Here is an 11750-nt window from a genome sequence, read left to right on the forward strand (position 1 = left end):
CGGTAGACTGACCGTCATGGAGACCAAGTGGCTCGAGGATTTCGTCAGCCTGGCCGAGACGCGCAGCTTCTCGCGCTCGGCCCAGATGCGGCACGTGACGCAGCCGGCGTTCTCGCGCCGCATCCAGGCCCTTGAGGCCTGGGCCGGCGTCGACCTGGTCGACCGCTCGTCCTACCCGACCCGGCTGACCCCCGCCGGCCAGACCCTGCTGCCGCAGGCGCTGGAGGTGCTGGGCGCGCTGCAGGCCGCGCGCAACCTGATGCGCAGCCACCAGAACGCCGATCACGACATGATCGAGTTCGCGGTGCCGCACTCGCTGGCCTTCAGCTTCTTCCCGCACTGGGTCATGGACCTGCGCCAGCGCTTCGGCCAGTTCAAGAGCCGGCTGATCGGCTTCAACGTCCACGACGCGGTGCTGCAGCTGACCGAAGGCGGCTGCGACCTGCTGCTGGCCTATCACCACACCTCGCAGCCGCTGCAGCTCAACCCCGAGCGCTACGAGATGCTGACGCTCGGCACCGAGACCCTCGCGCCCTATGCGCGCGCCGATGCCGATGGCGAGCCGCTGTTCCGCCTGCCCGGCGGCACCGGCTCGAAGGTGCCCTATCTGGCCTATGCCTCGGGTGCCTACCTGGGCCGCATGGTCGACCTGCTGCTCAAGCAGGCCGGCCAGCCGCTGTACCTCGATCCGATCTACGAGACCGACATGGCCGAGGGCCTGAAGGCGATGGCGCTCGAAGGCCACGGCGTCGCCTTCCTGCCCGCCAGCTCGGTGCGCAAGGAACTGCGCGCCCGCCGGCTCGTGCCGGCCGCCCCGAGCCAGAGCGGCTCGCCGCCGTTCGAGGTCACCATCGAGGTGCGCCTCTACCGCGAACGCCCCGAGTTCGCGCGCCAGTCCAAGCCCGCCGCCCAGGCGCTCTGGAACTTCCTCAGCCAGCCGCGCTGAACGCTGCCTGGCGGCACGAGTCCTGCAACACGGCTCAGGGTTTCCCGGGGGCGTGTTTCCGGCCCGACACGGCTGCCGCCCAGGACCGCCTGCCTAGAATCGTTTTTCACCCGGGAGGCCGCTCGCTGGCCCCCTTTCCATACCAAGGAGTCCCGATGAAGAAGACCCTGATCCTGGCCGCCGCGTTGCTGGCCGTCGGCGCCGCGCAGGCCCAGTCCGACACGCTCAAGAAGATCAAGGACAGCGGCAGCATCACCATCGGTGTGCGCGAGTCCTCGGGCGCCCTGGGCTACACGCTCGGCGACGGCAAGTACGCCGGCTTCCACACGGAGATGTGCAACCGCGTGGCCGCCGACCTGCAGAAGCAGCTGGGCCTCGCCAAGCTCGACATCAAGTACCAGCCGGTGACCTCGCAGAACCGCATCCCGCTGGTCCAGAACGGCACCGTCGACCTCGAATGTGGTTCGACCACCAACAACGCCGCACGCCAGAAGGACGTCGCCTTCGCGGTCACGACCTATGTCGAGGAAGTGCGCATCGCGGTGAAGGCCAATTCGGGCATCACCAACATCGACCAGCTCAACGGCAAGTCGGTGGCGACCACCACCGGCACGACCTCGGTGCAGACGCTGCGCAAGCACGAGCGCGCCGCCGGCGTCGACTTCAAGGAGGTCTTCGGCAAGGACCACGCCGACAGCTTCCTGCTGCTCGAATCGGGCCGCGCCGATGCCTTCGTGATGGACGGCCAGATCCTCGCCGGCAACATCAGCAAGTCGAAGAACCCGGCCGACTTCAAGATCGTCGGCGAGGTCCTGTCGGTCGAGCCGATCGCCGCGATGATGCGCAAGGACGACCCGGCCTTCAAGAAGGCGGTCGACGACAGCATCAAGGCGCAGATCAAGTCGGGCGAGCTGGCCAAGCTCTACGACAAGTGGTTCATGCAGCCGATCCCGCCGACCAACACGAAGGTCGGCCTGCCGATGTCGGAGGCCACCAAGGCCGCGTGGGCGAACCCCAACGACAAGCCCATGGAAGACTACGCAAAGAAATGACCCACCCCCGACGCGCTCACGCGCGTCCCCCTCAAGGGGGCCATCCCGGTGGACCGGCAGAGCCGGATCCACGGGGAGGATGGGCTCCCCCCCTACGCGCTGACGCGCGCCCCCTCAGGGGGCCATCCCGGTGGACCGGCGAAGCCGGATCCACGGGATGTGCCGGGTTGGACTGAGTCATGCGGTGCCGGTGGCGCCGAAACGATTTTCATAGGAGCCACCGGTGTCCAACTGGGATTGGCAAGTCTTCTGCAAGAGCACCCTCGAAGGCGAGGTTGTCGCCGGCTGCTTCGGCCGTGATGGCGACATCACCTACCTCGACTGGCTGCTGAGCGCCTGGGGCTGGACGCTGTCGGTCGCCCTGCTGGCGCTGGTCGTGGCGCTGGTCGTGGGGTCCCTGATCGGCATCCTGCGCACCCTCCCGCACAAGGGCTGGGCCTTCTTCGGCAATGCCTGGACGGAGCTGTTCCGCAACATCCCGCTGCTGGTCCAGATCTTCCTCTGGTACCACGTGCTGCCGCAGATCTTCCCCGTGCTGAAGGGCATTCCGAGCTTCCTGCTGGTCGTCGTCGGGCTGGGCTTCTTCACCTCGGCGCGCATCGCCGAACAGGTCAAGGCCGGCATCCAGACGCTGCCGCGCGGACAACGTTATGCCGGCCTGGCACTTGGCCTGACGCTGGGCCAGACCTATCGCCACGTGATCCTGCCGATGGCGTTCCGCATCGTCATCCCGCCGCTGACCAGCGAGAGCATGAACATCATCAAGAACTCGTCGGTGGCGTTTGCGGTCAGCATCGCCGAGCTGACGATGTTCGCGATGCAGGCGCAGGAAGAGACCTCGCGCGGCATCGAGATCTACCTCGCGGTGACGGCGCTGTACTTCGTCTCGGCCTTCACGATCAACCGCATCGCGCAGGCCATCGAGCAGCGTGTGCGCGTGCCCGGCATGGTCGGCGGAGGTGGCAAGTGAACCTCGACTTCTCCTTCTTCACGTCCGACGTCATCTCCAGCTTCGTCCTCAAGGGCCTGATCTTCTCGATCGAGCTGACGCTGGTGGCGATGGTCGGCGGCATCGTGCTGGGCACGCTGCTGGCGCTGATGCGTCTGTCGGGCAAGCCCTGGCTGGTGATGCCGGCGGCGGCCTACGTCAACACCATGCGCAGCGTGCCGCTGGTGATGGTCATCCTGTGGTTCTTCCTGCTGATCCCGCTGCTGATCGGGCGGCCGATGGGCGCGGAGCTGTCGGCCATCGTGACCTTCACGCTGTTCGAGGCGGCCTACTACTCGGAGATCATGCGGGCGGGCATCCAGAGCGTCTCGCGCGGCCAGGTCCATGCGGGCTACGCGGTGGGCATGACCTACCGCCAGACCATGCAGCTGATCGTGCTGCCGCAGGCCTTCCGCAACATGCTGCCGGTGCTGCTGACGCAGACCATCATCCTGTTCCAGGACACCTCGCTGGTCTACGCGATCGGCGCCTACGACCTGCTCAAGGGCTTCGAGGTGGCGGGCAAGAACTTCAACCGTCCGGTCGAGACCTACCTGGTCGCCGCCGGGCTGTACTTCGTCATCTGCTTCAGCCTGTCGATGCTCGTGAAGCGTCTGCAGGCCAAGATCCAAATCATTCGATGAGAACGACATGATCGACATCCAGAACGTCAGCAAGTGGTATGGCAGCTTTCAGGTCCTGACCGACTGCACCACGAAGATCCAGAAGGGCGAAGTGGTGGTCGTGTGCGGGCCGTCGGGCTCGGGCAAGTCCACGCTGATCAAGACGGTCAACGCGCTGGAGCCGATCCAGAAGGGCGACATCGTCGTCGACGGCATCAGCATCAGCGCGCCGACCACCGACCTGCCCAAGCTGCGCTCGCGCGTGGGCATGGTGTTCCAGCACTTCGAGCTGTTCCCGCACCTGTCGGTGACCGAGAACCTGACGCTGGCGCAGATCAAGGTGCTCGGGCGCAGCAAGGACGATGCGCTGGCGCGGGGCCTGAAGATGCTCGATCGCGTCGGGCTTTCCGCCCACAAGGACAAGTTCCCCGGCCAGCTCTCGGGCGGCCAGCAGCAGCGCGTGGCGATTGCCCGGGCGCTGAGCATGGACCCGATCGTGATGCTGTTCGACGAACCGACCTCCGCGCTCGACCCCGAGATGGTCGGCGAGGTGCTCGACGTCATGGTGCAGCTCGCCAACGAGGGCATGACGATGATGTGCGTCACGCACGAGATGGGCTTCGCCAAGAAGGTCAGCCACCGGGTCATCTTCATGGACGCCGGCAAGATCGTCGAGGACTGCGGCAAGGACGAGTTCTTCGGCAACCCGGACGCCCGTTCGCCGCGGGCGAAGGACTTCCTGTCGAAGATCCTTCAACACTGAACGTCGACACTTAACGTCGACACTGAGCGTCGACACGGGGCGTCGGCGGTGAAAATCGCGCGATGAGCACGACCACCGCCCCCCAGACCCTCACGATCACCCGCCCGGACGACTGGCACCTGCACGTGCGCGATGGCGCCGCGTTGCAGGCGGTCGTGCCCGACACCGCGCGCCAGTTCGGCCGCGCGGTCATCATGCCCAACCTGCGCCCGCCGGTGACCACCACCGCGCTGGCGCTGGCCTATCGCGAGCGCATCGTCGCCGCCGTGCCGGCCGGCGTGGACTTCACGCCGCTGATGACGCTCTACCTGACCGACAACACGCCGCCCGACGAGATCGCCCGCGCCAAGGCCGCCGGCATCGTCGCGCTGAAGCTGTACCCGGCCGGTGCGACCACCAACAGCGATGCCGGCGTGTCCGACATCCGCAAGACCTGGCGGACGCTGGAGGCGATGCAGCGCGAGGGCCTGCCACTGCTGGTGCACGGCGAGGTGACCGATCCGGCGGTCGACGTGTTCGACCGCGAGGCCGTCTTCATCGACCAGGTGATGCGCCCGCTGCGCCACGACTTCCCCGGCCTGAAGGTGGTGTTCGAGCACATCACGACCCAGGAAGCGGCCGAATACGTCGCCAGCGCCGACGCGCTGACCGCCGCGACGGTGACCGCGCACCACCTGCTCTACAACCGCAACGCGATCTTCACCGGCGGCCTGCGCCCGCACTACTACTGCCTGCCGGTGCTCAAGCGCGAACGCCACCGCGAGGCGCTGGTGCGCGCGGTGACGTCGGGCAGCCCGAAGTTCTTCCTGGGCACCGACAGCGCGCCGCACCCGGCCCACCTGAAGGAACACGCCGCCGCCTGCGCCGGCTGCTACACGGCGCTGAGCGCGATGGAGCTGTACGCCCAGGCCTTCGAGGCGGCCGGTGCGCTCGACCGGCTGGAGGGCTTCGCCAGCCTCCACGGCCCCGCCTTCTACGGCCTGCCGCGCAACACCGGCACGGTGACGCTGCGCCGCGAGCCGTGGCAACTGCCCGAGACGCTGGCCTTCGGCGACGCGCAGCTCAAGCCGCTGCGCGGTGGCGAGACGCTGGATTGGCGCCTCGTGACGGCCTGAGCCGCGTCGCGTCGGCGCATCGGATTCAGCCGTTCCTGAGGCGACTCGGTGATTTCGCTTAGGTTTCTTGGCAAGTCTGAAGGGGATGGTTAGGCTGCACCTCTCGCGCGAAACGTGAGATTTCGCACATCACACCCAGAGGAGACCTGCATGACCCGATCCGCCCCCCTGCGCCTGGCCGGCGCCGCTGTCGCCCTGGCCGCCCTGTCGGCCTGCAGCACGCCGCCGTCGACCAGCCCGATGAGCTTCTTCATCACCAGCGCCAACCCGGGCAAGGGTGGCGACCTCGGCGGTCTGGCCGGTGCCGACGCCTACTGCCAGAAGCTGGCCACCGAGGCCGGCGCCGGCGGCAAGACCTGGCGCGCCTACCTGAGCACCTCGACGGCCGACGGCGTCGCGCTGATCAACGCGCGCGACCGCATCGGCAAGGGCCCGTGGGCCAACGCCCAGGGCACGGTCGTGGCCAACAGCGTGGCCGAGCTGCACGGCAACAACAACCTGAACAAGCAGACCGCGCTGACCGAGAAGGGCGCCGTGGTGAACGGCCGGGGCGACACGCCGAACCTGCACGACATCCTGACCGGCTCGAACCCGGACGGCACCGCCGCGCAGCACACCTGCGGCAACTGGACCTCGCCCGAAGCCGGCGCGGCGATCGTGGGCCACCACGACCGCCAGGGCCTCAACACGACGCCGCCGATGCTGAGCTGGAGCACCTCGCACCCGACCCGCGGCTGCACGATCCCGGCATTCAACTCGACCGGCGGCGGCGGCTTGTTCTACTGCTTCGCCGCGAACTGACCTGGGTGCCTCAGGCGGGCGCTGCGGCGTCCGCCTTGAGCATCGCCTTGATGCCGCGCACGGCCTGGCGGATGCGGCTCTCGTTCTCGATCAGCGCGAAGCGCACGTGGCCGTCGCCGTGGTCGCCGAAGCCGATGCCGGGGCTGACGCAGACCTTGGCGCGTTCGAGCAGCAGGCGCGAGAACTCGAGCGAGCCGAGGTGCGCGTAACGCGGCGGGATCGGCGCCCAGATATACATCGAGGCCTTCGGACTCTCGACCGCCCAGCCGGCCTCGTTCAGGCCCTTGGCCAGCACGTCGCGGCGTTTCTGGTAGGTCGCGGCGATGTCCTTGACGCACTGCTGGTCGCCCTCCAGCGCGGCAATCGCGGCCACCTGCACCGGCGTGAAGCTGCCGTAGTCGTGGTAGCTCTTGATGCGCGCCAGCGCATGCACGAGGTCCGGGTTGCCGACCATGAAGCCGATGCGCCAGCCGGCCATGTTGTAGCTCTTGCTGAGCGTGAAGAACTCGACCGCCACGTCCTTCGCGCCCGGCACCTGCATGATGCTCGGCGCCTGCCAGCCGTCGTAGACGATGTCGGCGTAGGCCAGGTCGTGCACGACCAGGATGTCGTGCTTGCGGGCCAGCGCGATGACCCGTTCGAAGAAACCCAGCTCGACGCACTGCGCCGTCGGGTTGCTCGGGAAGCCCAGCACGATCATCTTCGGCTTCGGGTAGCTGCCGCGGATGGCCCGTTCCAGCTCGGCGAAGAACTGCGCCCCGTCGACATCGCCCGGCGTGATCGGCACCGAGCGGATGTCCGCCCCGGCGATCACCGCGCCGTAGATGTGGATCGGGTAGCTCGGGTCCGGCACCAGCACCGTGTCGCCCCGGTCCAGCGTGGCGAGCATCAGGTGCGCCAGGCCTTCCTTCGAGCCGATCGTGACGATGGCCTCGCGGTCCGCGTCGATGGCCACGCCGTAGCGGTCCTGGTACCAGTGGCTGATGGCGCGGCGCAGGCGCGGGATGCCCTTGCTGGCCGAGTAGCCGTGCGTGTCGGGCCGCTGCGCGACCTCGCACAGCTTGGCCACGATGTGCGCCGGCGTGGCGCCATCGGGGTTGCCCATGCTGAGGTCGATGATGTCCTCGCCTCGACGCCGCGCCGCGAGCTTGAGCTCGGCCGTGATGTTGAAGACGTAGGGGGGAAGGCGGTCAATGCGCGCGAAGCGGCGCTTGCCGGGCGTGCCAGAGCTGGCAACCGGAGAGGAAGACATGACGATGACTTTCACGTGAGCGCCCGGAACCGTCCGAGCGACGTGGCCGTGTGGCACGGCCGACGCGGATGCTAGCCGAGCTTCGCCGGGCCACGCCAGAATGCCCGCCGCACCCGCCTCATCCGTCGAAAGGCCCGCCCATGATCCCCACCACCTGGCCCGCGCGCTGGCCCTGCCTGCCGGCCGCGCAGGCGCACGACGAGACGCTGCGCCTGCCCTTCACGATCGGCGGCGCGCTGGCCGGCAGTGTCCGGCGCGACCAGGTCGAGCTGATCGGCGACCTGCTGCCGCAGCACGAGGGCTGGCGCCTGTCGAGCCGCGACGGCGTGGCGATGGACCTGCCGCGCGAGGCCCGCGACGAGGCGCTGGTGGCGATCAACGTGGCGCTGCGCGACGCCGGCCACATCCGCGCCTGGCGTGGCGAGCCCTACGCGGTCTTCACGCGGCCGGGCAGCGAGCCGCTGGCGATCATCGAACGGGCTGCCGCGCGCTTCTGGGGCACCAGCACGCTGGGCGCCCATGCGACGGGCTACGTGGCCGATGAACACGGGCATCCGACGCATCTGTGGATCGCGCGGCGGGCCCTGAGCAAGGCGGTCGACCCCGGCCGGCTCGACAACCTGATCGGCGGCGGCGTGCCCTGGCCGCAAAGCCCCTTCGAGACCCTCGTGCGCGAAGGCTGGGAAGAGGCCGGCATGTCGCCCGAGCGCATGCGCCGCGCCGTGCCCGGCCGCGTCATGCACCTGCGCTGCGACATCCCCGAAGGCCTGCAGGTCGAATGGCTGCACAGCCACGAGCTGAGGCTCGACGCAGGCGAGGTGCCGGTCAACCAGGACGGCGAGGTCGGCGAGTTCCTCTGCCTGCCGGTGGCCGAGGCGCTGGAACGTGCCGCCGGCACCGAGATGACGGTCGACGCCGCGCTGGTGACGCTGGACTTCGCGCTGCGCCACGCGCTGATCGACGCGGCCGAGGCGGCAGACCTGACGCGCCAGATCGACGCGCTGGCGCCGCGCTGAGGCCGTCCGGTCCGTTGCCCTCCCGGTGGCTCATTCGGTGAGCCAGCGCCCCCAGTCGGCTGCCGGCGGGAGCGGCCCGCCCAGCAGCTTCAGCATCTGCCAGACCACCGTCGTCGTGGTGTCGTAAACCGTGCAGCCGTGTTCGCGCTCCCAGCGGGCGGCCCGGTCGGTCGAGACCAGGTTGGTGCAGTAGGGCACGACGGCATCGGGCCGTGCGGCGGCGACCTCGGCGACCAGCGTGTCGAGCTGCGCGCCGCTGACCTCGGCGAAGCTGAAGTTGTCTCGGATGCCCAGATGGCGCTCGGCCACCGTCTCGATGCCGAGGTCGGCGTAGTTCGCGACGATGCGGGCCTGCACGTCGGCGGTGTAGGGCGTGACCAGTGCAAGCCGCTTGACGCCGTCGGCCAGCAGCCGGTCGTTGAGCGCCAGGATCGAGGTCGTCGCGCGGATGCCGGTGGCCGCCTCGATGCGCGCGCACAGCTCGACATCGGTGTCGAAGCCGCGCCAGCCGGCCGCCGTGCCGCTCCAGCCGATCGCGTCGACGCGGGCATCGGCCAGCAGCTCGGCCGCCGCCAGGATCGGCGCCGGATCGAACTGCCCGAGCGCCCCGGCGCTCAGGCCGATGCGGGTGACGCGAAAGCGCGAGAAGTGCGCCGTCACGCCCGGCAGCGTCGACACCATCGCGCTGGTCAGCGGCTCCAGCGCGGTGTTGGACGAGGGCGTCAGGATGCCCAGGCGCAGGCGACGGGGGGTTGAGTCAGACGTGGGGTTCATGTCGACGAGCCGTTCCGGAAGTGGATGACGATCAGGCCGGCGCAGCTCAGCGCCACGGCCACGAGCAAGGCCGCATAGGCCGGCACGGTGTCGGCACCGGCCGCGCCGAACAGCAGCGGCGCGCCGGTCAGGCCCAGGTAGCCGTGGCCCAGCAGGCGGCCCGACCAGGTGCCGACGCGGGCCGCGCCGGCCAGCCGCGCGACCTCGGCGACCAGCAGGCCGTTCCAGCCGCTGGCGCTCGCACCCAGGCCCAGCAGCAGCACGGCGAAGACCAGCGGCTGCGCCGTCGACAGACCGGGAAAGCCGATCAACACGGCCCCGCAGCCCGATGCCAGCAGGCCGATCGCACCGATCAGCCCGCTGGCCCGGCCATGCGCCGGCACCCACCAGCCCCAGCCCAGTCGCCCGGCCAGACCCCCGGCCTGCATCGCGGCGACCCAGCCGGCGGCGGCCAGCGGCGTCATCGACCAGTGCGCCACCGCATGGCTGAGCAGGAACACGTTCAGGCTCATCTGCAAGGCCGACAGCGCCAGCGTGGCCAGCGCCAGCGCCTGCACCGGGGCGCTGAACCAGCGCGGGCCGATCGGGTCGGCGGCGAGCCCGGGCTGGCTCACCGGTTGAGCCTGGTCAGGCCGTTCGACCCGATTTCGCCGGCCTTCGCGCACACACGCGAGCGCGACGACCGCCGCCAGCAGCGCCGCCGCCGCGAAAGGCAGGCGCGGGTGCAGCAGCCACAGCGCCGGCAGGCTGAGCGAACCGGCGATCGCGCCGAGCTGGTTGCCGGTCTGCCGCCACGAGAACACGCGGGCACGCGCGGCCGGTGCCAGCGGGCGTGTCGCCACCGTCAGCAGCGCCGCGCTGGCCGGTGTCTCCGGCCCGAAGGCCAGGCCGAAACACAGCACCGCGAAGACGGCCGCGTCGACACCGGCCAGCGCCAGCGACGCAAGCCCCAGGGCGACCAGCGCGGCGCAGGCCGCCGCCAGCCGCCAGCCGCCCAGCCGGCGCAGCAGCCGCCCGGCCCCGAAGGCCGCCAGCGCGCCGGTGCCGAACAGCAGCAGACTCAGCTGGCCCAGGCGTTCGACCGCCAACCCCATCTGCGGCGCCAGCGTCGCCAGCGCGAACAGGCCCAGCGCCACCACCGCCTGCAGCGCGGTCATCCAGGCCAGCGTGACGGGCAGGGTCGGGCGTGGTTCCTGCATCGCCGTCATGGCGGCAAGATCCGGCTGCTGACCTGACCCCGAGGAGAACCCCGATGAACACGAACGTTCCGCCCGCCGGCGGCATTTCCCTGCATGCCGTGGACGTGGCCCGCGGCGTGCCCGCACAAGGGTTGCGCGCCGAGCTGTGGCTGATCGCCGCTTCGGCCGATGCGACGGACGCAGCGATGGCCGAACCGCGTTGCATCGCCGATGGCCAGGTCGGCCGCGACGGCCAGCTGGACCACCCGTGCGTGCGCGGCGCGGGCATCGTCGCGGGTGTCTACGAGGCCCGCTTCCATGTCGGCGCGCACCTGCGCGAGGCGGTCGGCCCGCAGGCCAGCCCCTTCCTGGACGTCGTGCCCTTCCGCTTCACGTTGACGGATGTGGCTCAGCACGTGCACCTGCCGTTCAAGTTCACGGCCTGGGGCTATTCGCTGTTCCGGGGGCGTGATCGACGGGCCGCCGGCCACCCGCGCGGCGCCATCGGCCAGCAGCCGCGCCAGCGCATCGGGCAGGCCGGCGTTGGCCTTCGACGGCGGCGGCGCGCCGCTGCCCGCCACGGCCGGCGCGCGCCGCTGGCGCACCAGCAGCTCGGCCTGGCGCACGGCACACGACACGCCGTCGACCACCGGCACCGGCAGCCGCGCGCCCAGTTGCCGGGCCAGCCCGGCCAGCGGCGCGCCGGCCAGGATCAGCACCTCGGCGCCGTCCTCGTGGACCGCGCGCAGGCACAGCGCCAGCAGGGCCTCGGCGTGTTCGTCGCCGACCCGGTCGATGCGGCCGAGCGCCTGGTCGAGCGCGCGGATGCTGGCCAGCCGGTCAAGCTGGCCGAGGTCGCGCACGACCTCGCGGTACCAGGCCTGGATGCGCTGCGAGATCGCGATGATCGAGACGCGCCGGCCCAGCAGCAGCGTGGTCGCCAGCGCCGCCTCGGTCAGGCCGACGACCGGCACCGGCAGGGCCTCGCGCAGCGCCGCGACACCCGGGTCACCGAAGGCGGCGACGATCACCGCGTCATGGCCGGCCACGTCCTCGGCGGCGATCAGCGTGGCCGCGTAGCCGCCGATCAGCGCCTCCAGCCGGGTCTCGATGTAGGCCACGCCGAAGGCTGCCGTGCGCATCGTCAGGGTCGTGCCGGGATCGGCGCTGCGGCGCGCCTCGGCCTCGATCAGCGCGGTCACGCCGGTCGAGATGTTGGGGTTGACGACCAGCAGGCGCATC

General features: G+C 70.2%; 11 protein-coding genes and 2 pseudogenes. 9 read left to right on the forward strand and 4 right to left on the reverse strand.

Annotated features, from left to right (window positions below; translation table 11 throughout):
• The first annotated feature begins 16 nt into the window (after positions 1–16).
• The 7 genes from ACWA7K_RS17720 (at position 17) to ACWA7K_RS17750 (ending at position 6288) form a co-directional block, all read left to right on the forward strand.
• A complete protein-coding gene (locus ACWA7K_RS17720) occupies positions 17–946 on the forward strand; it encodes a LysR substrate-binding domain-containing protein (RefSeq protein WP_456162766.1) in 930 nt (309 codons plus the stop codon).
• Between the two features lie 155 nt (positions 947–1101).
• Complete coding sequence (locus ACWA7K_RS17725) at positions 1102–1998, forward strand: amino acid ABC transporter substrate-binding protein (protein ID WP_456162768.1); 897 nt, start codon at positions 1102–1104, stop codon at positions 1996–1998.
• A gap of 223 nt (positions 1999–2221) precedes the next feature.
• Positions 2222–2968, forward strand: a complete 747-nt coding sequence (locus tag ACWA7K_RS17730) for an amino acid ABC transporter permease (protein WP_456162770.1) — start codon at positions 2222–2224, stop codon at positions 2966–2968.
• Positions 2965–3630: an amino acid ABC transporter permease gene (locus ACWA7K_RS17735; RefSeq protein WP_456162772.1), complete on the forward strand. Its 666-nt coding sequence runs from the start codon at positions 2965–2967 to the stop codon at positions 3628–3630. The genes ACWA7K_RS17730 and ACWA7K_RS17735 overlap by 4 nt, the downstream gene beginning before the upstream one ends.
• A 7-nt stretch (positions 3631–3637) precedes the next feature.
• The gene (locus ACWA7K_RS17740; RefSeq protein ID WP_456162774.1) at positions 3638–4372 is read left to right on the forward strand and encodes an amino acid ABC transporter ATP-binding protein; all 735 of its coding nucleotides are present in this window, start codon (positions 3638–3640) and stop codon (positions 4370–4372) included.
• 62 nt (positions 4373–4434) lie between these two features.
• Complete coding sequence (gene pyrC / locus ACWA7K_RS17745) at positions 4435–5487, forward strand: dihydroorotase (protein WP_456162776.1); 1053 nt, start codon at positions 4435–4437, stop codon at positions 5485–5487.
• 150 nt (positions 5488–5637) lie between these two features.
• On the forward strand, positions 5638–6288 hold the full coding sequence (locus tag ACWA7K_RS17750) for a hypothetical protein (protein WP_456162778.1): 651 nt from the start codon (positions 5638–5640) through the stop codon (positions 6286–6288).
• Between the two features lie 10 nt (positions 6289–6298).
• Here ACWA7K_RS17750 and alaC read toward each other — a convergent pair whose 3' ends face one another.
• Entirely contained in the window at positions 6299–7540 is a 1242-nt protein-coding gene (alaC, locus tag ACWA7K_RS17755) for an alanine transaminase (protein ID WP_456162780.1), read from the reverse strand.
• 140 nt (positions 7541–7680) lie between these two features.
• Between alaC and ACWA7K_RS17760 the strand changes: the two genes are divergently transcribed.
• A complete protein-coding gene (locus ACWA7K_RS17760; protein ID WP_456162781.1) occupies positions 7681–8556 on the forward strand; it encodes a DUF4743 domain-containing protein in 876 nt (291 codons plus the stop codon).
• A gap of 30 nt (positions 8557–8586) precedes the next feature.
• On the opposite strand, the gene ACWA7K_RS17765 is transcribed toward ACWA7K_RS17760, so the two are convergent.
• Together ACWA7K_RS17765 and ACWA7K_RS17770 are read right to left on the reverse strand one after the other, a co-directional pair.
• Complete coding sequence (locus tag ACWA7K_RS17765; protein WP_456162783.1) at positions 8587–9330, reverse strand: maleate cis-trans isomerase family protein; 744 nt, start codon at positions 9328–9330, stop codon at positions 8587–8589.
• Positions 9327–10538 (reverse strand): MFS transporter, encoded by a 1212-nt coding sequence (locus tag ACWA7K_RS17770; RefSeq protein WP_456162785.1) that lies wholly within the window; start codon positions 10536–10538, stop codon positions 9327–9329. The genes ACWA7K_RS17765 and ACWA7K_RS17770 overlap by 4 nt, the downstream gene beginning before the upstream one ends.
• Positions 10539–10582: 44 nt before the next feature.
• Here ACWA7K_RS17770 and ACWA7K_RS17775 point away from each other — a divergent pair.
• Positions 10583–10915, forward strand: a pseudogene (locus ACWA7K_RS17775) (hydroxyisourate hydrolase); the annotation flags it as partial.
• Positions 10916–11014: 99 nt separating this feature from the next.
• Here ACWA7K_RS17775 and ACWA7K_RS17780 read toward each other — a convergent pair.
• A pseudogene (locus tag ACWA7K_RS17780) lies at positions 11015–11749 on the reverse strand (aspartate/glutamate racemase family protein); the annotation flags it as partial.
• Between the last annotated feature and the right edge of the window lies 1 nt (position 11750).

It is taken from the genome of Leptothrix mechoopdaensis (SeqCode), from assembly GCF_053893855.1.

Bases quoted from the DNA above. Each gene is read 5' to 3' on its own strand.
- ACWA7K_RS17720 (WP_456162766.1), top strand. From the start codon at position 17: ATGGAGACCAAGTGGCTCGAGGATTTCGTCAGCCTGGCCGAGACGCGC.
- ACWA7K_RS17725 (WP_456162768.1), top strand. From the start codon at position 1,102: ATGAAGAAGACCCTGATCCTGGCCGCCGCGTTGCTGGCCGTCGGCGCC.
- ACWA7K_RS17740 (WP_456162774.1), top strand. From the start codon at position 3,638: ATGATCGACATCCAGAACGTCAGCAAGTGGTATGGCAGCTTTCAGGTC.
- pyrC (WP_456162776.1), top strand. From the start codon at position 4,435: ATGAGCACGACCACCGCCCCCCAGACCCTCACGATCACCCGCCCGGAC.
- ACWA7K_RS17750 (WP_456162778.1), top strand. From the start codon at position 5,638: ATGACCCGATCCGCCCCCCTGCGCCTGGCCGGCGCCGCTGTCGCCCTG.
- alaC (WP_456162780.1), bottom strand. From the start codon at position 7,540: ATGTCTTCCTCTCCGGTTGCCAGCTCTGGCACGCCCGGCAAGCGCCGC.
- ACWA7K_RS17760 (WP_456162781.1), top strand. From the start codon at position 7,681: ATGATCCCCACCACCTGGCCCGCGCGCTGGCCCTGCCTGCCGGCCGCG.
- ACWA7K_RS17765 (WP_456162783.1), bottom strand. From the start codon at position 9,330: ATGAACCCCACGTCTGACTCAACCCCCCGTCGCCTGCGCCTGGGCATC.
- ACWA7K_RS17770 (WP_456162785.1), bottom strand. From the start codon at position 10,538: ATGACGGCGATGCAGGAACCACGCCCGACCCTGCCCGTCACGCTGGCC.